The organism is Thermostilla marina, from assembly GCF_054657455.1.
In genome coordinates, this window is the sequence record NZ_BAAHYR010000001.1 from 1,015,231 (window position 1) to 1,039,133 (window position 23,903).

A 23,903-nucleotide genomic window follows, 5' to 3' on the forward strand; every position below is an offset into this window, starting at 1 on the left:
AGGTCGATGTTGCGCCTTCGGCGGTTGCTCGCCTTGGCGGTATCAGGCCATGTGGACGCCGTCCAACAGCATTTCACGTAGCTCGGCCAGAGCGACCACTCCCAAGGCCACACCGCGTGCGTCGATCACTTGTGCAATCGGGCGGCCTCGATCGTACAAGTGGATCAACGATTCCAGGAAATCCTGCTCGGCGAAGAGTCGCGGCAGCGGCTCGAGGATGTCCCGCAACGAGACGTCGGGAGCCAGCTTGACGGCGTCGATGTATCCGGCCGCCGTGCGGGCATTCGGTTCTTTCACGATCAGAAAGCGGGCGCGTTGCTCGACGGCCGTTCGCGCCGCCTCTTCCGGTGAAATATCGAGTGACGGCAAACAGGGAACGGCACTGAACGGCTTCACGTACTCGGTAATGAGCCGGTCGGCATACTGAAACAGATTGCGGGCGACGCGATATTGCGTTCGATACAACAACCCCGCCTCGCGACCTTCGTCGAGAGCATAGGTCAGCTCGCGGCGGCGCAGCGCCTCGCGGACGCCTTCGGGTTGTCCGCCCACGACCAGTGCCAAGACCCGATTGACGAGCCACAACCCGACCGAAATCGGGGCCAGCAGCACGCTTCCAGTCAACAGGGGAATTCCGGCGGCACGCAACAGACGAAACGGCGCCCTGAGAAACAATCGCTTCGGCAATAGCTCGCAAAGCAGGAACACCACCGGCGATGCCAACAGGGTGACGACCAACTCGGTCACGTGGTTTGGAGCACCGGTCGCCAACTGGATGCTCAGCACGATCGCCAGCGACACGAGATAGTTGGCGATGTTGTTGCCCACCAGAACCGTGGCGACGAACAGCGACGGCCGGTCGGCCAGCCACGTGAGTGCGGCGATGACCCAATCACCGGTACGGGCCGTGACTTCCAGTCGCAGTCGAGCCACGCGGTAAAGACCGGTTTCGGCCCCGCTGAACAGGGCGCTCAGCGCCAATCCCAGCAATCCCAAGGCGGCGACGGCGAAGATCATTCGGCGCCCTCCTTGCCCGGTCGGGGCACCGGACGCCTGACTTCGACCAACGGGACGCCGCGGGGCGACACTTCGAGTACTCGAAAATGTAACGGCCCCCACTCACATTCGTCGCCGACCGCCGGAAGACGTTCCAGCCGCTCTTGGATCAATCCGGCGACGGTGACGCTGACGCTCGCCGGCTTTTCGATGCCGAAGTAGCGGGCGAGGCGACGCAAGTTCGTCAGGCCGTCGACATGCCACACGCCCGGCCCCACCACGCGAATTGCGCGGCGGCGAAGCAGCCAATCACTACGGCCGCCCCACGACGAAAAGACCGTCCGCATCAGGTCTTCCTGGCTCACGATTCCGATCGTTTCGCCGTGTTCGTTGACGACGGCACAGACCGGCGCCCCGGCTTCGCGCAGCTCGTCGAGTACCTTGGCCGCTTCGACGCACCAAGGAACGTAGCGAATCGGGATGACGGCCTCGGCCGGAGAAAGATTGGTGCCGGAAATCAATGATTCGGAAGGGATGTACGCCGTGACTTCTTCCGAATGGGGATCGGCGAGCATGGCAAAATCGGCATCGGGGGCGAGCGACTTTCGCAGCTTTTGCAACCAGGCCGACCACGCCGCAGCATCGTACTCGCCGGAAAAGATCGCCTCGACCGAATCGGGAAGCGTGTGGACGACGAGTGACGGACGAGGCTGCATGACCTCCTCCGCCCGCAATTCCGACAAGTGCACCAGGTTTTGGAGAACGACCTGTTCCTGTTCCAACTGCGCGGCGTTGGTCTCGGACCAGATGACGGCCTGCTCGAGGTCGCGCAACCGCAAGTAAGGTTCCGGTTGAAATCGCGGCCAAATGACCCGTTCGATCAAGACGGCGATTTTGCGCAAGGTGGGCAAGATTGGATCGACGGCCCGCACGGCCCAGGCCAACGGAATCGCGAGGGTGCGGGCGAGGAAGCGGGGGCGAAGGACGGCCAACGTCTTGGGCAAGAGCTCGCTGAAGAAGATCAAACCGCCCAACGAGGCGGCCGCCAAGGCACCGGCCGCCGCCGAATAGCCTTGCGATTCCCAATTGAGCGCCAAAATCGACGACAACGAAAAGTAGACGACGTTGACCGTCAGGTTCCAAAACAAAATGGCGCTGAGAAGACGATCGCTGTCGTCGAGCAAGCGGATGGCCAGTCGTTCGCAGGCCGTTCCCTCGGCCATTTCGCGACGGTCGCGATAGCCGAGGTAGAACATCGCCGCTTCACCGGCCGAAAAGAACCCCGACGCGGCTATCAGGGCCGCCATCGCAGCCAGCCAAGGTGCCGAGTGAATCAACAGCGTCACGGATGCGACTCCCCGGTCGGTCCGATCGGATCATCCCTCCTCGTACGTGGTGCGGCCGGTCGCCACATCGAATTCGTCGATCGCCGGGATCAGCAGCGCGAGCGTCGCAAACCCGTAGCTGAACGCAATCGCCGTGAATACCAGGTGGACCTGATCGAGGAACAGGCTCGTGAGGGCGTAAAACGTGGCCAAGGGACACAAGAACGACGCCACGGCGATCGCCTTCGACGGATTTCGACGTCCGAGTACCCAATACATCGCGGCGCCGCCCCCGATCATGAACGCCAAGAACGGATGCATCTGCGCCTGAAACGTGCCGCTGAAGGCCAGCATCATCCGCATGCACACCCCGACGCCTACGAACAGAAAGAAAACCGTACCCAGGCTCGCTGCTACGGCCGTCCGCGAATTGAAGTAGATCAACCCGAGGTGCAACCCCAGCATGGCCACGAAAATATACAACACGAGCGCTCCGGCGGTCAGATAGATGAAGTCGCCCGTGCTCAGGACTTCGCGATAACGCAAGAACACGGCCAAAGCCAGCGGCAACAGGACCATTTCTTTCGTGTTGTAGAACACGCCGCCCAATTTGCCGAAGACGAATTCCCGCGGCGAAATGTCGCTGACCAACAACAAGTCGAGTGTGCGGCCGTCGCGTTCGCTGGTCACGGCCGTCACGGCTTGGGCGTTCACCAGAACCAGGCTCAGCAGCAACAAGGGCGTCATGACGAAGGCGACGGTCGCGGGCGAAGCCGGTTCTTCTCCCCCGGTCAGCCATACGACGGCCCCTGCCGCCAAGGCGAACAGCAGCAGATACGACAGTCGCAGCAGGAGCATTTTCCGGCCGTAAGCCCAGGTGCACATTTCTCGCCACAAGATCGGGTTGTCCCATACTTCGCGATGCTTGCGGCGACTCGAGGCCGATGCGCTCGTTTCTTGGGGGGACGTCGCGGCCGGATCCGGGGCGGCGTCGCGCGGTTCCGGGACCGAGTCGAGATGGTCGGTATGAAATGTCAGCGCACCTTCGTTTTCGCGGACGGTCTTTCGTGTTTCTTGCGACGGATTCCACACCCGCACCAAAGCAATCGCGATACCGTGGACGATCGCCGTCGCGATCAGGCCGACGACCACGTACACGTATGCCGCGTTGTGCAACAACGGCAGGCGTGGATCGAGGACCGGGAACGGACGTGCCGCTTCGACCGCGGCTCGCCACGGGCTGAGGCCCCGAGCCAATCCGATGGCCGATATGCCGAAGATTTCTTCACCGAGCGCACCGGCGGCGAGAAGTTCGGTCACGGCGAACCACAACACGAGCATCATGATCGTCAACGCGAGAGCCTGAAACGCCTTTTCACGCCAAAAGGCCACGGTCGAGCCGATCGCTCCGCCCAAAACGACCGAAACGAACGTGACCGCGTACGTGCGGACGATTTGTGCCGTATCGATGCCGCCCAACAGGGCAAGAAATGCGAAAAAAGGAATCGACGTTACGAGAACGACCGACAGCGTCAGCAACGAGGCCGCCCACTTTCCGAGCACCAATTCGCTGTTCGACAAGTGCGTCATCAACAGGAGGTCGAGCGTGCCTTTTTCTTTCTCTTGGGCGATGCTGCCGGCGGTCAACAAGGCGGCGATGAACAGGGCCATGACGATTTGCATCGTCGCGGCGATTTGAAACCACGAGGTGCCGAATCGCGCCAGATCGCCCAGGTCGCGCACATATTGAGTGCCCGAGAGCACCAACCAGGCCGTGCACATCAGCACCAGCAGCAACAGCAGGTAAACCGACCGGGCGATGTAAAAACGCGTCCGGCGCGGGGTGATGGCCAATTCGCGGGTAAAGATCGGGCCGACCAGCACGAGCTTGAGTCTCCCAACTCGGTAAGGCGTGAGGAACGATATCGTTTGCCGAGTGTGCCGTGGCAGGACGGCTTCGGCAAAGTTGTCTACCAGGTCATGGTACCTTGGGGGGGCATTCGGGGAAAGCGGCAGGACGAGCGCCCTCGCTCAAGAAATATGGTCGGCGGTTGCCGAAGTGGCCGACAACCGCCGAGGAGGGGTGGGATGGTCATGGTTGTTGCGTCGAGGTCGTGAGAGCGACTCTCAGAAGCGATAGCTGCTCGTGCTGCCTGTCGAAGCCGGCGTCACGTTCGGATCATACGTCGAGTCCGCACCTTGCGACTGCGGAATGTAGCTTTTCGTGCTGCCGGGCCGGTATTCGCCCTCGGGAATCGTGATGCCGCTTGTATCCCCCGATGCCGAGTTCGGCGTGTACGAGTTGTTGATGCTATACGGAGGCTGATAGGTCGGCACGCCCGGAGGATTGTAGCCGGTATTTCCGGGCTGATAGGTACTCGAACCCGGCGGGGTGTCGGACATGCCGGGAACGTACCCGGTGTTTCCCGGTTGATAATCGGTCTGCCCCGGCGTGTAGCCCGTCGGCGAGGCATTTCCGGGCAAGCCCGGAGTCGCACCGGCATCGTACGAAGTCGAAGCGGCCGGTTGGGCACTCGTTCCGTTGTTGAACAAATGGGCATAGCGATCGCCGACCAACGAGGCCGGATTGCCGCTCGTGCCCGAATCATGTGAACCGCCGACCGAGCACACGCCGTTTGCACAATTCGGGCCCGTGCAAGCGCCGGTCGAACTGTCGGGAGTCGAACCGTAGTTGTAGTTACTGCCGACCGGAGCGTTCGGCTGGGCCGGCGAGAGGTTGTACGGCGAGGCAACGTCGTACGGCGAGGTTGCAGGCGGCGATGCGGCACCGGATGCACCGCCGTAGCCGCCGGGATCGTAACCGCCCGCGTACGATGAAGAAGGAGCCCCCTGCGACGACGCACTACCGTACAACTGATCGTAGCCGGAAGCCGCAGGCGTCGCGGGCTGGTAACCGTTCGGATCATAACCGCTTGCCGAGGGCGTGTTGTACGAGTCGCTGCCGACAGTGGCGTAGCCGGGCGTCGAGCCTTGCGCGCTTTGGTAGCCCGTCTGGACGTTGGCAAACTGTTGGCTCGTGTCAGGATAGGACAATGGGGCTTCCGAAACGGCGGCCTCGGCGGCGGCGAGATTCGCGCCTCCGGCGTTCGACGTCCCGGGCGGTGTCGTCGGTGTGGCGAATTCCGAGGGCTTTTGCGGATAAGGCTTCGTTTCGGCGACTTTTTTCGATCCGAACCCGCTGAACGGATTCCACAAACTCCATTTGGAGCCGGACGTACCGGCACAGCCGGAGACCAGCAAGACGGCACTCAGTCCCCAGACCCAAGCGTGACGCACGCGCATGATCGCATCCCTGTCGTTTCGTGTGAGGTCCGATTCGACCGCGAAACATCCCTTTTTCGCTCGACCAGCCGGGAGAACCGCCGCAGCAAGGTGCGGAAACCGTCGATCTGGCCGACACGAAAAGACCAACCTCCGTGTTGCAGGGCGAGAATCGTCTGCTTGCTCGACTCGCTACCCCTCCTGACGCGATCGATCCGGCGATCCGTGCCGAACGACGCGCCGCCTCGTCCAGACAACAGGGTCGGATTATGAAGATGCGTCGCTTGCCGGTCAATATCACTTTTTTCGACAGCCCAAGCCGCCGAAACCATGCGGCGCGACGCATCCCATGCCATGCCGTGATGAGGCGCAGGCGTACCGAATGCAGCTTTCTTCGTACAGAAACTAAGAAAACGGCGGAACGTCCTCGCCTGGAGAACGATCCGCCGAACGGCCCAATGTTCCTATTTTGCCGCGTTGGGGGTTAGTCGGAGGTCAATTCGAGGTTGATCACGTTTGTCCCTTTCTTGACCTCGTATTCCAGTGTGGTGTTCGTGTTGTACTTCGCCGGAATGAGCTCGACGGTTTCCGTCGTGTTCGGGCTTTGCTCCCCGCCGTAGTACGAAGGATCGTCGGAAGAGACGGCTGCGCCGCTGCTATCCGACTTGGGCATGCTTCGGACGGAGACCTTGTGTCGGCCGACGACGGCGCCTTTGCCGCCGGGAAAGACAAGCGTGTAATGCCCGTTTTCATCGGTCGTGCCGGTTGAGCTCATTCCGCCGTCGATCGGCGAAAACGTGACCATTGCGTCGGCCACGGGTTGACCGTCGAGCGTGACGACGCCTTCGACCAGGCCGACGTTCGGCCCGCGGTTGCAACCGATCAACAGCAGCAAGGCGGAAGCGAGCGAAACGAAACGCAACATGCCTGAGACCTCCCTGAAAGATTGATGTCGACAGAAGGCGGGGCCGCCGAGTAGTGCCGACGGCCCACGACGATAAGCACGCGTTCGCCTACGGAAGTTGGACGGTTTCGCCGCCGTCCTTGCTTCCCAAGGCGCCCCAGACACCCCAAGGAGAAGGCCGTCCGCCGGGGGTAGCGACGTCGTCGATCGCCTGATCGCCGGTGTCGATGGTTTCGGTAATGAAGTGGACCGAGGCGTCGGCCATGGCGACGTTCACCCCGCCGGGGTGGAAACTGGAGGCCGTGCCCATGTGCTCGTTGCCGTCGACGCCGCCCCAGTGGCAGCTCGGCCCGTTCGGACGGACCATCGTGGCGAAACCGACGAAGTAGGGACGCCCGTCCCAGGCCCGACCGCCGGTCGGACGGAAGTCTGCACGCACAGGACCGGTGATCTTCTTGGGATTGTTCGGATCGATACGGGCGAGGCACCCGGCCGGATTCCAAGCCTTCATGTTCAGCGCCACCCCGCCGAGTACGTCGTCCGGTTCACCCCCGGCGACCATTTCGCCCAGCATGACGGTGTTCGATGTCCCGTCGGTGATGTCTTTCATCGCCAACCATCGCTCGCACTGGAAGACGCCGCGGTTGTCGCGGTTGCTCTGGTTCGGACGGAAGTGGTTCTGATGGTAGTCGTCGCCCACGCAGCCTTTGTAGTTTAGAATCGAAGGGCTTTCGAGGCGGTTTGTCACCCGCTCGTCGGAAGGACAACGGTAGACGTCCACATCGGTGGTCCAGTACTGGGCGATGAAGGGATATTGCGGGTCGCCTGTGCCGCGATTTTGGGTTGTGGCCCACGGATCGGGGAGTCCGCCGCCGGGAGCCGTGGGCGACGCCTGAGTCTTGATGGCGTCGTACAGCGGTTGCTGTTCGACGTAGGGCAAAATCATCATCGCCCACGAGTAGTACCGGCCCCGCGACATCCGCGATCCCAACGCCGGGAACGCGTTGTTCACGTCATGATAATTGTGCAAGGCCAGCGCGATTTGCTTCATGTTGTTCGTGCAGCGGCTGCGGCGAGCCGCCTCGCGAGCGGCTTGCACGGCGGGCAACAACAGGGCGATCAAAATACCGATGATCGCGATGACGACCAGAAGTTCCACCAGGGTGAAACCCCGGCGCACAAAAGAACGACACACCATGGCACACCTCCTCGATCCCTAGAGGATCGGCATGAAAAAGGAATGACGAAACGCACAACCTCCGCCGTCGAGGTCGTCGAAGGCGGGATTTCAAACGCGGAAGTTTCCTTCCCGGTCGGGCGGACGTGGACCGGAGGGATCCGAGGGAATGTGGATGGGGGGTCGGGGGAACGCGATCCGTGGAACGAATCACCTTGGTGATTGTGGTCTCGTGCTGCGAATAAAGCAAGTAGTTTTCGAGTATTTGTCGAGTCTATTGATATAACTATATCTGCGGAATAATGTGCATGTCAGGATTATTTGGAGCAGGATTGGAGCGAGTGAACGCAAATCTCTTGGCTGCAGTGGGTTGTGTCGTTAGTGGTGCCGGTGATTGGCCTCCGAGGCTCGGCAAGAAGTCGCTGTTTGTCCACCGGTGATGCGTTGTAGTGTGTGGCGGGTATAGTGGGTATACGCAGTGTGCAGCTAGACGGTATAAAGCTTTGGGTGTATCGGGCGAGGTAGCATGGATAACAAGCCCCCGCAATCACAACAAGAAACGCCCGGTCGTGCGGCCGGGATCGATTACGGCGAGGTTCGCATCGGCATCGCGCTGAGCGATCCCGAACGCATCATTGCCAGCCCGTTCGAAACCTACACGCGGCGAAACGAGGTAAAGGACGCCGAATACTTCCGTCGCCTCGTGGAAACGCACGGGATCACGTTGTTCGTCGTGGGCTTGCCGATTCACTGTGACGGCCAAGAAAGTCAACGTTCACAGGCTACGCGACGATTCGCGAAATGGTTGGAAGAAACGACCGGCGTCCCGGTGACGTTCTTCGATGAACGGTTCACCACGCGCTACGCCCGCATCTTGCTGTCCGATGCCGCCGTGCCGCGACGAAAACGCAAGGCCCGGATCGACAAACTGGCGGCGCAAATCCTGCTGCATGCGTTCCTGGAGAACCCGCAGGGGGCGAATTGGCAGCCCGACCCCTTGGATGATCCGCCGGATGACGACGGCGACGACGAGCCGGGAAGTGAATCCTCGGCCTCCTGAGCCGTCGGGCAATGCGGAACGAAACAATGAACACGACGATGCGAGTTCGATGACGACTTCACACGAAACCGCGGCGTCTTCCGGCCCGATGCCACCGTCGCGCCGCTTGATCGTGGGGTGCGGCTACCTTGGTGCGCGAGTGGCCGAACGATTCTTGGCACGCGGCGACCTGGTGTTCGGTCTGTCTCGTCGTCCCGACGCCGCCGGGATCACCCATGAAAATTGGTGTCCACTCTCGGGCGATGTCACTCGGCCCGAGGCCCTTCCGGCGTTGCCACAGGTCGATACGGTCGTGTATGCGGTTTCGTACCGACCGGGCTGCGGCGCTTCGCGCGAGGCACTTTACCGCGACGGACCTCTGGCGATTGCCGAGCGGTTGCCGAACCGCCCGCAGACATTCGCCTTTCTCAGCAGTACCGGCGTATACGGCGACCACGACGGACGGCCGGTCGACGAACGGTCGGCGTGTCGTCCAAGGCGGGAGTCGGCGGTCGCCATGCTGGAGGGCGAGCGGACGCTTCGCGCGTCGCGAATGGGCGAACGGTTGCTCGTGTTTCGGCTGGCGGGATTGTACGGACCGGGACGGCTTCCGCTGGTCGATCGGCTGCGTCGCGGGGAACCGCTTCCAACCGATCCCGAGGCGGTGCTGAATCTCATCCACGTCGATGATGCGGCAAAGTTGATTGCCGCCGGATGCGATTGTTTGGCCCCCCCGGCGGTGTACAACGTGGCCGACGGCTGCCCGGTGTCTCGCCGCCGTTTTTATGAACGATTGGCGGTGCTGATGAAGTTGCCGGCCCCGCAGTTTGCTCTCCCGGCAGAGAATGAAGCCTCCGGCAGGCGTGCCGGCGCCCGCCTGGGGACGAAGCGCGTGGTTGCGGAAAAGATTTTGCGGGAACTTGGGATCGCTTTGGAGTATCCCAACTACGAAGACGCCTTGCGCCGTATCGTCGAGGCCGAAACCGCGTGATTTTTTGGGTCGAATGACCTCAATGGGTGGCTTGAGAGGACCATTCGTGCGTCGGTTTTGGGGAATCGGTCGCGGCGCGGGTATAATAATTGAGTGAGGATCGCCGCTTTTCTTTTCCCCCAAGCGAGTGGGGCGCCGCTCGAACAGGAAGGTGCTGAATGGCCGGCGGAGCGACATCTTTTCCGACCGCAGGCAACCAAGCCGCTTTCGATCCCGACGAACGCCGCGTCTTCGAGCGGGTCGAAGATGCCCGTCGGCGAATCGCGATGGTCGATCTGGCGATCGGCATCGTGGCGTTGCTGGTGGGGTTGGTCGGGGTATTGTTGCTCGGAGCGTTCCTCGACCACTGGCTGTTCGAGGGCGGGATGCCCGGGTTGTTGCGCTGGGGAATTTGGACTCTCGCCGTGGCGTTGGGGGCGTTCTGGATCGTCAAGGCCGTGCTGCCGCCGTTGGTCCGCCGCGTGAACCCGTTGTACGCAGCCAAGGCTTGTGAAGAGATTCGGCCCACGCTGAAGGACGCGTTGATCAACTTTTTGCTGTTGCGAAGTGAACGCGAAGTGATCGAGCGGGATCCGATCGGGCGTCACATCTATCACGGCTTGGCGCACAAGGCGGCCGAAGAAGTCGAACACATTCCTCCGGAGATCGTCGTCGATCGCGCGCCGTTGGTTCGGCTGGGCATCGTGTTGGCGGCGCTGGTCGGATTGACGGCGTTGTACATCGTCGTTTCGCCGAAGAGTCCGTTTCCGAGTTTCGGGCGGGTATTGTTGCCGTGGAGCAGCATTCCCGCACCGACGCGCGTACACATCGACGAGGTCGATCCGGGGACGGCCCAAGTCTTCATGGGTGATCGGGTGACGGTTTCTGCCCGCGTGCGGGGGCGCCGCGACGACGAACCGGTTCGCTTGCGGTATTCGACCGCCGACGGCCAGGCGGTGAACAAGGCGATGCCGATGCAACCGGCCGACGACGGTGATGTGTTCGAGGTCGTCCTGTTCGACGAGATTCGCCAAGACGTTCGGTACTTCATCGAGTGCGGTGATGCCCGCTCGGATGTGTTCACGTTGACCGCGCGGCCGCCCTTGTCGATCGACCTGGATTCGATCGAGCTGCGTTATCCCGACTACACGCTGGAATCGCCCCGGCGAATCGATCACGCCGGCGACATCCGAGCGCTCGAAGGTACGCAGGTGACATTGTTCGTTTCGGCCGGCGAATCGCTGTTGGACTTGCGGCTGGAACCGGACGCGCCTTGGCTTTCTCCGATTCGCGGCCGGGTCGACGGCGCGAAAGGAACGATCCGATTCACGTTGAAGCGCGATCCGAAGACGGCCGCCGAAGCCGAGCCGTCGGTGTTCGGGTTCGTCCTGCGCGGCCACGCCGAAGACGGCCGCGCGAACCGGCATCCCGTACGCTACCGTGTCGAAGTTCTGCCCGACTTGGCTCCCGAGATCACATGGGTCGATCCGCCTGCCGACAACACCCCTGTTGCCGTGTCGCAAGAATTGCCGTTGCGGGTGGTGGCGGAAGACCTGGACTACGCGCTCGACCGGGTAACCGTCCACGTCGAGCGTCAGCAAACGACGGTCGGCTCGCAAGAATTGCTTCCCGACGAAAAGCGGCCCCTTCAAGGGACGTTCGAAGGAACGTTTTCTTTCGTGCCCAAGGCGATGGGCTTGAAGCCGGGGGATCGCGTCGCCTGCCGGGCCGAAGCAGCGGACAATCGCCGACCCGTCGCGAACCGGGCGCAAACGCGTTCTTTGTGGTTCGTCATCGTCGAAGACGCAAAGCAGGCTTCGGGACAGGACGAGACGGGTGATGCCCCGCGTGAACCGCAAAGCCCCTTCGAGGCGCCGCGGGAATCGCAACCGGGCGGTGGAGAGGGCAACGGACCGGTTCAGCCGAACCCCGATAGCCGCGGGAGCGAGACGCCTTCTCCGGCCGAAACCGAATCAGCCGGTGATGCCCCGACGCAAGGTGGCGATGCGCAGATCGGGCCGCCGTCGGACAACGGCCCAAGTGGCGATCAGCAGCCCGCCGGCACAAGCGATGGTGCGCAGGGTGGAACCGCCGACAGCCAAGGTGATGCCGCCACCGAAGCGCCGAGCCCGTCACCGGAGTCGGGAGCGGGCGCGGGAGAACGACCGGAATCGACGCCCGAGACGGCACCGAACGAACAAGGCGACAACCCGCAGGCGTCTCCGCCGGGAACACAGCCTTCCGAAATGCAAAACCCGGCGGCCCAGGGAGAAACCCAAGGCGGCAGCGGCGGGGAAGGCGAGCAATCGGGAACGCAGGCGGGATCGCAAGAGGCCGATCCATCGGCGGCGGGAACCGCACCCGAGAGTCGACAAGACGGCGCGGGCACGGGTGAGCCGAACCCGTCGCCGGGAAATACCGAAAACGGCGGGACGTCCGAGCCCTCCGGCATAGAACCCGGCGACGCAGCAGAACGGCCCGGAGAGAAACCGACAGGCCAAAACCAGGAAAACGCGGGCAATACCGGCGGCCCCGAAAACCCCACCGGCGAGCAAGCGAATCCGGCGTCGGAAACCGGAGCCGAATCGGCGGCCGACGAAGGCAGTCCGTCCGGCAATCAAGACGGGGCGGGCGGCGTGCCGACGCCCCAGAGCGATGCCGGCTCCGGGGAAGCCGCCGGCGGAAGCCGTTCTGCGCAAAGCGGTTCCGATTCGCAGCAAGCGGACGGCAGCGACGGCACGCAAGCTTCCGGCCAAGGGAATGAGCAGCCCGGCACGGGAAGCAAGCCATCTCGTCCCGGCGGCCGGTCGCGGCCCCGTGAAAAACCCGTCGACGGTACGACCGATCCCGGCGAGGTTTTCCAGCAGGTGCTCGAGTTCATGTGGCAAGGAAAGAAGGAAGCGGGACGGGAAGGTGTAGAGGAATCACCGTCGTCGCCGGAGGGACTCGAGAAGGATCGGCCGAAGGGAAGCGGCGATACCGGCGATTCTGTTCGACCCGACCGAAAACCGGGCCGACCACAAGGCGGCGGTTCGACGACCGGTGCCGACGCGCCTTCTCGGCCCACGGGAGGAATGCGCCCCAAGAGCTCCGGCGAAAGCGGGGCCGGATCCCACGCCGATCCGAACCAGGGCGCCGGAAACATCCCGCGAACGGCACGCGGAACCGCTGCACACAGCGAAGGTAGCCACACATCGCAGCTTCCCGATTCGCCGACCACCGACCATCGAGACGACGAATCGACCGGCGACGAACCTCCCCCGACGGCGAATCCGTCCGCCGATCCGAACCGTTCCAAACCATCGACGCAAGAGAGATCGGATACCGCAGGCTTCGAATCGGGCGAAGGAAGCCAAGGCGGCGGGCAGCAGTCAACAAAGCCCGGCTTGGGGAATCCCGGATCCAACATGCCGACCGAAAGCGGTGGGAACCCGCAGCGCGGTCCCGGCAGCGAGCGGACGCCGGAGCCCGGCAGTGAAACCGCAGCGGGGCCGCAAGGCAACGTCCAACAGCCCGGTGGAGGAAACACCGGTTCCGGCGGCGATTCGCATTCCGGCGGTTCCCGCATGATCGAGGCACCGCCCGAGGCGGCCACCGACGCGATGGGACTGGGCGGCGGAGCGAATCACGGGCGGCCAACCGGTATTCCGCCGCAATCCCCCCGCGCCTACGGCCGGGAAACGGCGACCGACGATCCCATTCTCGAGTATGCCAAGCAGCAAAGCGACCTGGCTCTGGAGTACCTCGAAGACCGGATGAAAAAGGGCGAGGTCGATCAAGAGTTGCTCGACCGTTTGGGCTGGACGGAAGCCGACCTGGCCGAGTTCGTCCGACGCTGGCAAGCGATGCGCCGCGCAGCCGAAACGGCTGCCGACGATACTCAGGCTCGCCGCTACCGCGAAATCTTGAAGAGCTTGGGACTTCGGCCGCAGCAAACCAGCATCGAAAGCGATACCGCCGACGATGCCTTGCGGGGAATGCACTCCGGCTCGCAAACGGCGCCGCCGGCGGGCTGGGACGACGCCTTCCGGGCGTATCTGAAATCGCTCGGTCGCGTGCAGTGATCGACCGCACTTGTTGCTTCGGCTTCCGGATCGGAAAACGGTCGGCGGACTTCTGTCGTCGTGATTGAGCGTTCGTTTTTCCGGCTGCGCGCCATTTCAGCAATTGGGGGGGAATGGTGTCGGGAAAGGCAAATGCAGGGAGAAACGACCGTGTTGCGATCATCGGCGGCTGTAGTACTGGGATGTTGTCTGTTGTTCGGGACGGCAACGGCAAACGACCGGCCGAACATCGTGCTGTTCTTCGTCGACGATCTGGGATGGAGCAACCTCGGGTATCGGAGTCCGGAACTGTTTGAGACGCCGAACATCGACCAATTGGCCCGCGAGGGAATGGATTTCGTGCGGTGCTATTCCCCCAGTCCCACGTGCAGTCCCAGTCGTGCGGCATTGGTGACGGGAAAGCATCCGGCACGCCTGAAGATCGTCCGGCACATCACCGACAATCCGCGTGTAGCCAAGACGCTGTACGACGAGCAAGGGCGGCCTTCGCATCATTTGTGGTTGACCGATCCGGCGCAATTTCCGAGCAAGAATTGGCTCGATCTGGAGCACGTCACATACGCCGAAGCCTTGCACGAACTGGGGTATTACAACCTGTTCGTCGGTAAGTGGCACTTGGGACCGAAGGCGTTCCATCCCGTGCATCAGGGATTCGACCGGCAGATCGGCACGACCGACGCCGGTTCACCGTCGAGCTATTACCCCGACTATTTCAAGGAGGAAACCGTCTTCGAGGACGAGACGGAAGCCTATCTGACCGACAAGCTGACCGACGAAACGATCCGCTTTCTCGAATCGTATGATCGCCGCGGTCCCTTCATGATCTCGATGTGGTATTACAACGTTCATTCACCGAACATCGGCCGGAAGGATCTCGTTCCCCGGTTCCAGGGACGGCCGGGATTGGAGGGCAAGCGGGCCGAATTCGCCGCTCAGGTGGCCGCCGTCGACGAGTCGGTCGGACGCATTCGGGAAGCCCTTCGGCGGCGCGGGTTCGATAAGAATACCGTGATTATTCTGACCTCCGATCAAGGCAGCTTGTACGAATGGCCGCCGCTTCGGGGATGCAAACGCAGCGACACGCTGTGCGAGGGCGGGGCGAGGGTTCCGTTGTTGGTCTACTGGCCCGGTGTCACGCAACCGGGAGCGAAAAATGCCTCCATCGTGCAAACGCTGGACCTCTTTCCGACGTTGGTCGAAATCGCCGGAGGCGATCCGAGTCGCTATCCCGAGTTGGACGGTATGTCGCTGCTGCCCGCTCTGCGGGAAAATCGCGTTCTCGAACGCGGTGCGCCGGTATTCGGATATCGGGCGTACGAAGACTTGTACGCTTCGGTCCGCGACGGTCGGTGGAAGCTGTTGGCATATCGCAGCGGGAAGACGGCACTGTACGACGTAGAGAGCGATGTCGGCGAACAAAACGACGTCGCCGCCCGACACCCCGAGATCGTCGGGCGGCTCGTCGATGCGCTAAGGCAGTGGGAACGGCAAATGGGCGTCGAGGCCTATTCGGGCGTTCAATGACGCCCGGCCGCCGGCGGCAGCGGTCCGTTCTTACTGGGTGGGATCACCGTTGAAAGCCGCGACTTCGGCGAACCCGATGTTCAGCGACTTCGGACCCGCCTCGGCAACGGTGATTTTCACCCACTCGACTCTCTTGGGCGGAAAACGCACCTCGGTACCGAAAAACGCTTGATCGGCCAGCGGGCCGGTCGTGTATGCCGTGCCGTCGCTGAATTCGATGCGGGCTGCCGTCACATGGTCCAATCGATTCGGGCGATCGAACAACCACACGCGGTCGATCGTTTGCGGTTCGGACCATGTGAGCTTGACCCACGCCCCGACCTTCTCGCCGTGCGAGGCCCATTCGTGCGCGGCCGCATCGGGATACCCTTCCGCCTTGCCGTCGCAGGCCGCGTTTGCCGTGTAGTCGGGGTGGACGGACGAAGCGGAAACCGCCGCCTCCAGCGCCAGATTGGCGTCGGAATCGAGCGGCGAGTCGACCCGTTCGGAGCGGGGAACCTCCGGGCCCGGATCTTCGGTCAGTAGGCGAACTTCGGCCAAGTCCCACTGGTATTGGCTGCCGTAAGGTTTCGACGCCCAGTTTGTCGGATTCCGACCCAGGTTGGTGAAATTGGCCGAGTACGAAAGCCAGAACGTCTTGCCGTCGTCGCTGATGAATTTCGAAGGGATGTTTACGAAATACCCCTGTTCGCCGAAATCCTTCAGGTAGGTCACCAGTTTCCACGGGCCTTCGACGCGGTCCGATTCGAGAATGTAGGTGCGCATCTTTTCCGTCGTCGGCCAGCCGTCGGTGATGCACATGAAGTATTTTTTCAGCGGGGCGTTGTATGTCATCGTGACGCAGCCGCAATTGTTGTCCCACGTGAAGATCGGCCGGCAGTCTTCGAAATCGGTCGACCACCGCGGATTGCCGTCGGCATCGAAACCGGCGAAGTATTCGTAGCGGCTTTCGTCGTTGATCGCCTCGACGGTCGGCGGAACGCGGCACAGGTAGATTTCATCGCCGGTAATCCAGCTCAAGTTCGCCTTGCGGTCTTCTTCGTCGTACTCCGTCGATCCGTGGCCCACCAGGTAGGCTTTTCCGTCGGGACTGTGTTCCATGTTCTTGCCGAAATCGACGAAGTGGGGCGCCCCGAATTTGACCGGACCTTTGAATTCCTTCGGCTCGGGAAACAGCGCGTTGCCGGGTTCGCACGAAAGCGGCGAAGGCGTCCACGTTTTCCCCCGGTCGGTCGATATGTGAAAACCGCCGCAGGGGCCCATGATCGGCCAGTTCAGACCGTAGGACCCGTACGCCAGCCCGTAGGTCCCGATGAACCACACGCCGTTCACCATCAGGCTGCCGCACGGATAACGTCCGCCGTACGGTGCGGGCGAGGCATGAATCAATCCTTTGTGCACAATCGAGAGGTGTTGCGGATCATCGCCCTCGACGACGGCGAACCCGATGCGGGCTTCTTTTCCGCCCGACCACGATGTCAGCCCGTCGACCGAGCCGTCGGTCCACGGCGTGTACAGGCGATCGTCGTCGCCCCACGACGGATACCACGTGTCGGCTTTCGTGTAGCCCGCGAAACGGCCCGTGAATAGAAGGGCCCGGTACGCTTCGGATCTTGGGACAGGGCAGTCCTTCGGCGGTTGGGTGTCCCACACGAAGGGATGTTTGCGGTAGGAAACCACGGAGCGTTCGGAAAAGTCTTCGCCGCGCACGTTCGCGACCAAGACGGTTCCGACGATCGACAACACGGCGATTCCGCCGCAGATACAAAGCAACCGACGCATGAGAGAACCTCCAGAGTGTTTGGGAAACGCGATGGGCAACGGTCGCTGGGGGGACGAGCTTCGGTTGCGGGGGGAGACTGTCGCCGACGCGGCCGGCGAGGTGATTGACCTTTACCTTAGCTGCCGACTGTCGAAAGGCAACGTTTTCGTCGAAAACTTGCCTGCGCTGCCGAGGTTTTGAGGCGAGTTGAAACGCAAAACGTTGTCCTTTGTCGACCGTGTCCTTCCTTTCGGGGGTAGAGACAGCGGGATAAAATGAACGTTTCAGGTGTCGACCGCTGTTCTTTCGAGGGTGCTGATGATGACCGGCGATCCCATCGGTGATGCCGCACCACGGTATTTGACGACGTTTCATCCCAAACGTATTCCGCACTTCTTCACCGACGTGCTGGTGATCGGCAGCGGTTTGGCGGGATTGCGGGCGGCGCTGGCGGTCGATCCGAAGCTCTCGGTGTTGGTTGTCACCAAGAGTCATCGACGGCAGTCGAACAGCCGGTACGCCCAAGGCGGCATCGCCGCCGTGATGGATGCCGAAGACGACTTCGAGAAGCATATCGCCGATACGCTGACCGCAGGCGGAGCACTGTGCGATCCGGAAGTCGTTCGCCGCGTCGTCGAAGAAGGACCTGCGTGCATCCGCGAATTGATCGAGTGGGGAACTCGTTTCGACGAATATGAGGGGCGATTGGCGCTGGGCCGCGAAGGAGGTCACTCAAAAAATCGCATCGTCCACGCTTTGGGCGATGAAACCGGCAAAGAGATGGTGCGGGCGATCGATGAGCGCATCGCCGCGGCGGAGAACATTGCCGTTTGGGAGAATACCTTCACTGTCGACCTGGTCACTTACGAGAACCGTTGTCGCGGTGCCATCGTGTGGAACGCGGCACACGGACGCACGATGGTGTGGGCGAAACAGACGATCCTGTGTTCCGGCGGGGCGGGCCAACTGTATCGTGAAACGACGAATCCCGACGTGGCTACCGCCGACGGCTGGGCGATGGCCTATCGTGCCGGGGCGGAATTGCGCGACATGGAATTCGTTCAGTTCCATCCGACCGTCTTGTACATCGCCGGTAGTTCTCGGCACCTGATTACCGAGGCGATGCGGGGCGAAGGAGCGTATTTGGTCGATCGCAACGGTTACCGCTTCATGCCCGACTACGATTCTCGCGGCGAACTCGCGCCGCGCGACGTGGTCAGCAGCGCGATCGTCGCCCAGATGGAAAAGACGCGTCATCCGAATGTGTATCTCGACCTGACGCATCTGGACCCGGAACGCATCCGGCGTCGGTTTCCCGGCATCGCGTCGATTTGTGAGGAATTCAAGATCGACATCACGCGAGACCGGATTCCCGTTCGTCCCGGGGCCCATTACATGATGGGCGGTGTGACCGTCGATTGGCAGGGACGGACGACCGTCCCCGGCCTGTGGGCGGCCGGTGAAGTGACCGCAACCGGCCTGCACGGCGCCAACCGCCTGGCGTCGAACAGTCTTCTGGAAGCTCTGGTGTACGGGAAGCGCGCGGGGTTGGGCGCCTCACGCGCGGCTTCGGCCTCGCGGGACGATTTCACCGTGCCGCCGATCGAGAATCCGGCCGTCGAGCCGCCGCACGAGCCGCTCGACCTGATCGACATTCGCAACTCGCTAAAGAGTCTGATGTGGCGAAACGTCGGTGTTCGGCGAAATCGGGAAACCTTGGAAGAAGCGAAGCACGATGTCGATCGTTGGATCAGCTACGTGCTCGCCCGTCAATTTGCCGACCCCGTCGGTTGGGAGTTGCAAAACATGCTTTGTGCCGCCCGATTGATCATCGAGGCGGCTTTGCGCCGTGAAGAGTCGCGGGGATGCCACGTGCGCGAAGATTTTCCGGAGACCGACGACGAACACTGGTTGCGGCACATCACGTTTCGCCGTTCGGCGAACGATCTTGCCTGATTCTTTGGGTGATCTTTCTCTGTTTGCCTGAATTGCCTGTCTTGTTGATTCGCGCCTCACTTGTGCGGTTGCCGCGGAATATTCTTTCAATGCCGGTGGCAACCGATGCCGATGGTGTAACTGATAGAACGAGTCTGCGGGTTTCGCAGGCGAGGGCCGATCAACGATCCGCCGGTTTGCGCGTGCGCCTTGGGAAGAGGCACGAAGACGCCGTGTAGCGCGGGATCGTCGACGCATACACAACCTTCCATCGATACAAGGGGGGAAACGATGATTCGCCGGTTGTTGCTGGCTTGTGTGTTGGGCGCTTTGGTCGTCGGCTGCATCACCGCCGAGGCGAAGGCGCAGCAGGCGTTCGGGCGACAATGGGGACGCACATACGCGACCCAAGATTGGAATCGCTTCTATCACTATCCCTACGTGTTCTATCCGCAGAACTTCTGGGGCCCCGACTATTACCGCAGCTCCGACAACATGTACTACCGGTATCCGCCCGAGATGGGCATTCCGGTTTACAACCGAAACTGGCACAACTATTACCCGCAGGAACGCCGGTACCACCAGGGATTCCACTTCATGTTGGATGTCTTCTGATGATGCCGAGTCGCCTGTCGGCAATCTGAACTGAAAAGGTGTGTGATCGGGTTTCCGATCACGGCGTTTTCCGATTCCGTCTCCTTCGCCCGCGGGTTCGTGCCCGTGGGCGTTGTTTTTGCGCGCAATGTGTGAGTGCAGCGGCTTCAAAGAATAAAAATAGATCGGCTTTTGGATACGCGCGAGCGACGTAACTAAGATAGGAGAGCCGAATCGGCTTCGTCACGTGTTCTTTGACAACACATCGGTTGGAATTCCGTCGGTCTCCGGTACGTATCGGGGTTGTGGGAATCGTTCCGATTCAGGGCAAAAGAGGACGGAAAGGTCGCGAAAACTCGCGGTCCCAAACTGTCGCACGAAGAATTGACCAAATACGAGAGCGGAACACGCGTGGTCGATCCACAGTTCGGCCTTGTCGCCAAGAAATTTTGTGTGCGACTTTTGAGGGGAATCATTCTTCCGGATGGACGGCTCTAGTTGCTACATTCGCATCGAAGCAACAATTTTTGGCGGATTTGATTGCTAGTGTTTGCTTTGTTGATGTTGCGTCGATCGCCGGAGAAATCAACAAACAGACGTTTTGAAGCTAGGCAATCACACCACCCCCGAAATAGGTATTGAGTTTCGCGGATTTCTAACCGATAATCATTTGTGCGTGGGGGATTCTCCCACAGCACAGCCCTTCGTAGGTCTCTGCCCCGCCCGCGAAGGGCACTTTTTTTGCGCTTTCGATCTGGTAGGGTTTTCGCCCTAGTCTTTCGAGACGCTCGGTGCCGCCGCGACGAATCGTGATCTCGGCCGTCGGCGTCGAAGGGGGCGCTTTCCGCGAATGTCGGCCGCGGTCCTCGGCAATGCGGCGTGGGCGTTTTCTCTTCTGCGGTACTGTCTTGCCTGCCTTGTCGCGATCGAACGAATCCCATGCAAATCACTGGATGTGCGCAATGAAGGACCTCGCGGGGTTCGACGAGAGAGGTTGCCGTCGGCGGCGTTTTCTGCCATCTCGTCGCGAATCGACGGCATGAAGTCGGGTGACGGGGCGTCGATCGAGTTTCTCGACGAATCGGCCGGGGATGCTTGTCACGCGCATCACAATGGTGACAATTATTACCGTGCAAATTGATGTAAGGTGAGGCGGGTTCGCGCGGGAATTTTACGGCGATCCATTGCAACGATCGTTGCGTAACGAAAGTGCCATCGTGATCGCCACAGGCGACATTCCCGGATGTGAACCCGACGCTGCAATGCACATTGCCCCGCCTTGCGTCAGTGGGCACTCCGAGTCACCGCACGGTATACGTCGGTGTTTTCGATGCCGGGTTTCGCGGCATCGAGCGCTTCAGTGAACCACGGCTTCCTGACGGCGAGAAGATCTCATGCTGATAGACGTTTCGGCCCTTCCGATCTTTCTGTTGACGGTGCTGTTGGCCGGGCTAGTCGTTGCATTGCTGGTGCTGGGAAATCTTTTCGGGCCTCGACGCAAGACGCCGGTCAAGTCGATGCCGTACGAAAGCGGCATGGATCCGGTTCACGACACGCGACGCCGTTTCGATGTTCGGTTTTACCTGGTCGCGATCGCCTTCTTAGTGTTCGACGTAGAATTACTCTTTCTCTATCCGTGGGCGATCTCGGTTCGAGGGCTGCCCCGCGTCGCGCCGACGGCGGCGACGGCATCCGAGACGACCAAACCCGACGAAGCCGCATCGTCGCAGGTCCGCGGTGACGTGCAGGATGACGCCGAACCTTCAAGGGGCTTGTCGGAAACCTTGGTGCGTCCGCCGTACTTGGCCTCCGGCGGTTTGGTATTCGGCGTGTTGCTGGTGTTGGGGTACGTGTACGACTGGCGTCGAGGAGTGTTTCAATGGCGGTAGACCTGCCCGACAATGTCGTCGTTACGAAGCTCGACCAATTGGTCGCGTGGTGCCGCAAAAACAGCTTGTGGCCGATGCCTTTCGCGACGGCCTGTTGCGGTATCGAATTGATGGCCACCGGGGCCAGTCGTCACGATTTGGCGCGATTCGGGGCCGAAGTGTTCCGGTTTTCGCCGCGTCAGTGCGATTTAATGATCGTGGCCGGCCGGGTCGTGATGAAAATGATGCCGGTTTTGCAGCGGATTTGGCAGCAGATGCACGAGCCGAAATGGTGCATCTCGATGGGGGCGTGTGCCTCGACCGGGGGCGTGTTCGATACGTACAGCGTGGTGCAAGGCATCGATCGCTTCATTCCGGTCGATATGTACGTGCCGGGATGTCCACCGCGGCCCGAGCAACTGTTGCAGGCCATCATCGACTTGCAAGAGAAGATTCAGCGGGAGAACACGGCCTACGGTAAAGAGTTCACCGCGGAGGAACGTCAGCAATTGCCGCGGGCGCTTGTGCGAGAGCCGGGGCCGCGACCCGGTCCGTTGCCGCTGGAACCGTGATCGAATGTTACGGGATCAATCGTCTGGAACGAAACAGGAATATCGGTGATGTCGGAACCCGCCGTCGTTCGCGAATTGCGACAACACTTTCACGACATCGAGTGTGAGACGTTTCGCGACCAATGCCGGGTCGTCGTTCCGGCAGGAATCGTGCACGCGGTACTCGAGTACTTGAAGGAACAGGCGAACTACAAGCTGATCGTCGACATCACCTGCATCGACTACTTGTACTACGAGGGGGCGAAGGATCGTTTCGGCGTCGTGTATCTGCTGTGCAACGTTGATACGAACGAACGTATCACGATCAAGACGTTCGTGAACGATCCCGATCCCGAGTTGCCCACGGTGACCGACTTGTGGGCCGGCGCCGACTGGCTCGAACGCGAGGTGTGGGACATGTTCGGGATCCGCTTCCGCGGTCATCCGGACCTGCGACGCATCTTGCTGCCGGAGAGCTTCGAGTCGCATCCGCTGCGAAAGGATTATCCCTTGCAAGGGATGGGAGAACGGCACAATTTGCCGCGAATCGTGCGGGCGGAAGAACGCTTGCAGACGGTGGAAGACGAAAACGAATCGGACGAGTCGTGACGTGACGAACGAAACGACGCGCCAACCTTCATCGGACGAAAGACGATGCCGCTTGTACCATCGGAATTGACTCGAGACGCCGCACCGGGCGAGCCCAAGGAATACCTGTGGACGCTGAATTTCGGTCCGCAGCATCCGGCCACTCACACCACGTTGCGCCTCGTGTTGAAGCTCGACGGCGAGCGGGTGATCGACGCGACACCCGACATCGGCTATTTGCACTCGGGATTCGAGAAGCTCGCCGAGCATCTCGATTACAACCAGTACGTGACCGTCACCGACCGCATGAACTATGTGTCGCCCATGGCCAACAACGTGGCCTGGCACATGGCGGTCGAAAAGCTGATGGGCATCGAGGTGCCGCCGCGATGTCAATATCTGCGGGTGATCGTCGCCGAGCTCGCGCGGATCGCCGATCACCTGGTGTGCAACGGGGCGGTGGGGTTGGATACCGGCGCGTTCACGTATTTTTTGTATGCGTTCAATCCGCGGGAAAAGATTTACGACATCTTCGAGGCCTTGTGCGGAGCCCGGTTCACGAACAGCTACACGCGCGTGGGCGGGCTGATGTACGACGCCACCCCCGAAGCGATCCGGATGATCCGCGAATTCGTCCGCGAGATGCCCAAGGCCTTGCGCGACATGGAGCGGTTGTTGAACCGGAACAAGATTTTCATCGATCGGACGAAGGGGGTCGGCGTCCTCACCAAGGAAGAGGCCTTGAACCGCGGCGTGACCGGTCCGATCGCCCGAGCCAGCGGCGTGACGCGCGATTTGCGCAAAGACGAGCCGTACCTGGCCTATGCCGATTTCGATTTTCAGGTGTGTTGTGCACAGGAGGGCGATTGCTACGCACGGTATCTCGTCCGCATGGGCGAGATGTGGGAAAGTCTGAAGATCATCGAGCAGGCCGTCGAAAATCTGCCGTCGGGGCCGGTGAATATCGGGCTCGACGCGCGGGCAACCAAGCCCGACAAATTGCTGGTGTACACGACGATCGAAGGGCTGATTTCGCAGTTCGAGCTGGTGATGACCAACCGCGGGCTGCGCGTTCCGCACGACGAAGTGTACTCGGCAGTCGAAGCGCCCAACGGCGAGCTCGGTTTTTACATTGTGGGAGACGGAACGGCCCGGGCGTATCGTGCGCGGTGTCGTCCGCCCTCGTTTATTCATTTCGCCCTGTTTCCGCATTTGATTCGCGGTCACATGCTCAGCGACGTGGTGGCCGTGTTGGGCAGTTTGAACATCATTGCCGCCGAACTGGATCGGTGAATCGCCCCGGCGCGATCGAATTCACCGGGCC

General features: G+C 61.4%; 17 protein-coding genes. 10 read left to right on the plus strand and 7 right to left on the minus strand.

The window, feature by feature from the left end; all coding sequences use genetic code 11:
- Window positions 1-42: 42 nt before the first annotated feature.
- The 6 genes from ACYQ2I_RS03615 to ACYQ2I_RS03640 all read right to left on the minus strand — a co-directional run bounded on the left by ACYQ2I_RS03615 (window position 43) and on the right by ACYQ2I_RS03640 (window position 7,705).
- Window positions 43-1,017, minus strand: coding sequence for a CNNM domain-containing protein (locus ACYQ2I_RS03615; RefSeq protein ID WP_460165628.1), 975 nt, complete (start codon window positions 1,015-1,017; stop codon window positions 43-45).
- Window positions 1,014-2,342 (minus strand): CNNM domain-containing protein, encoded by a 1,329-nt coding sequence (locus ACYQ2I_RS03620; protein WP_460165629.1) that lies wholly within the window; start codon window positions 2,340-2,342, stop codon window positions 1,014-1,016. The genes ACYQ2I_RS03615 and ACYQ2I_RS03620 overlap by 4 nt, the downstream gene beginning before the upstream one ends.
- A gap of 30 nt (window positions 2,343-2,372) precedes the next feature.
- A complete protein-coding gene (locus tag ACYQ2I_RS03625) occupies window positions 2,373-4,205 on the minus strand; it encodes an ABC transporter permease subunit (RefSeq protein ID WP_460165630.1) in 1,833 nt (610 codons plus the stop codon).
- A gap of 243 nt (window positions 4,206-4,448) precedes the next feature.
- Entirely contained in the window at window positions 4,449-5,624 is a 1,176-nt protein-coding gene (locus tag ACYQ2I_RS03630; RefSeq protein WP_460165631.1) for a hypothetical protein, read from the minus strand.
- A gap of 463 nt (window positions 5,625-6,087) precedes the next feature.
- Window positions 6,088-6,528, minus strand: a complete 441-nt coding sequence (locus ACYQ2I_RS03635) for a transthyretin-like family protein (protein WP_460165632.1) — start codon at window positions 6,526-6,528, stop codon at window positions 6,088-6,090.
- Window positions 6,529-6,616: 88 nt separating this feature from the next.
- The gene (locus ACYQ2I_RS03640; protein ID WP_460165633.1) at window positions 6,617-7,705 is read right to left on the minus strand and encodes a DUF1559 domain-containing protein; all 1,089 of its coding nucleotides are present in this window, start codon (window positions 7,703-7,705) and stop codon (window positions 6,617-6,619) included.
- Window positions 7,706-8,210: 505 nt separating this feature from the next.
- Between ACYQ2I_RS03640 and ruvX the strand changes: the two genes are divergently transcribed.
- From ruvX to ACYQ2I_RS03660, 4 genes are all read left to right on the plus strand, one after another.
- Window positions 8,211-8,744 carry a Holliday junction resolvase RuvX gene (gene ruvX / locus ACYQ2I_RS03645; RefSeq protein ID WP_460165634.1) on the plus strand — a complete coding sequence of 178 codons (534 nt, stop codon included), beginning with the start codon at window positions 8,211-8,213 and terminating at the stop codon, window positions 8,742-8,744.
- A 49-nt stretch (window positions 8,745-8,793) separates the two neighbouring features.
- Window positions 8,794-9,714, plus strand: coding sequence for an NAD-dependent epimerase/dehydratase family protein (locus ACYQ2I_RS03650; RefSeq protein ID WP_460165635.1), 921 nt, complete (start codon window positions 8,794-8,796; stop codon window positions 9,712-9,714).
- A gap of 158 nt (window positions 9,715-9,872) precedes the next feature.
- Entirely contained in the window at window positions 9,873-13,757 is a 3,885-nt protein-coding gene (locus tag ACYQ2I_RS03655; protein ID WP_460165636.1) for a DNA polymerase III subunit gamma/tau domain-containing protein, read from the plus strand.
- A 150-nt stretch (window positions 13,758-13,907) separates the two neighbouring features.
- Window positions 13,908-15,281: a sulfatase gene (locus ACYQ2I_RS03660; RefSeq protein ID WP_460165637.1), complete on the plus strand. Its 1,374-nt coding sequence runs from the start codon at window positions 13,908-13,910 to the stop codon at window positions 15,279-15,281.
- Window positions 15,282-15,311: 30 nt separating this feature from the next.
- Here ACYQ2I_RS03660 and ACYQ2I_RS03665 read toward each other — a convergent pair whose 3' ends face one another.
- Complete coding sequence (locus tag ACYQ2I_RS03665; RefSeq protein ID WP_460165638.1) at window positions 15,312-17,063, minus strand: DUF7402 domain-containing protein; 1,752 nt, start codon at window positions 17,061-17,063, stop codon at window positions 15,312-15,314.
- Between the two features lie 301 nt (window positions 17,064-17,364).
- Here ACYQ2I_RS03665 and nadB point away from each other — a divergent pair, with 301 nt between their 5' ends.
- From nadB to nuoD, 6 genes are all read left to right on the plus strand, one after another.
- Window positions 17,365-18,999, plus strand: coding sequence for an L-aspartate oxidase (gene nadB, locus ACYQ2I_RS03670; protein ID WP_460168395.1), 1,635 nt, complete (start codon window positions 17,365-17,367; stop codon window positions 18,997-18,999).
- A 270-nt stretch (window positions 19,000-19,269) separates the two neighbouring features.
- Window positions 19,270-19,593: a calmodulin-binding protein gene (locus tag ACYQ2I_RS03675; RefSeq protein ID WP_460165639.1), complete on the plus strand. Its 324-nt coding sequence runs from the start codon at window positions 19,270-19,272 to the stop codon at window positions 19,591-19,593.
- A gap of 1,373 nt (window positions 19,594-20,966) precedes the next feature.
- The gene (locus ACYQ2I_RS03680) at window positions 20,967-21,461 is read left to right on the plus strand and encodes an NADH-quinone oxidoreductase subunit A (RefSeq protein ID WP_460165640.1); all 495 of its coding nucleotides are present in this window, start codon (window positions 20,967-20,969) and stop codon (window positions 21,459-21,461) included.
- Window positions 21,452-22,012: an NADH-quinone oxidoreductase subunit B gene (locus tag ACYQ2I_RS03685; protein WP_460165641.1), complete on the plus strand. Its 561-nt coding sequence runs from the start codon at window positions 21,452-21,454 to the stop codon at window positions 22,010-22,012. Before ACYQ2I_RS03680 ends, ACYQ2I_RS03685 begins: the two co-directional genes overlap by 10 nt.
- Before the next feature lie 48 nt (window positions 22,013-22,060).
- A complete protein-coding gene (locus ACYQ2I_RS03690) occupies window positions 22,061-22,600 on the plus strand; it encodes an NADH-quinone oxidoreductase subunit C (RefSeq protein ID WP_460165642.1) in 540 nt (179 codons plus the stop codon).
- 45 nt (window positions 22,601-22,645) lie between these two features.
- On the plus strand, window positions 22,646-23,872 hold the full coding sequence (gene nuoD / locus ACYQ2I_RS03695) for an NADH dehydrogenase (quinone) subunit D (protein ID WP_460165643.1): 1,227 nt from the start codon (window positions 22,646-22,648) through the stop codon (window positions 23,870-23,872).
- The last annotated feature ends 31 nt before the right edge of the window (window positions 23,873-23,903 follow it).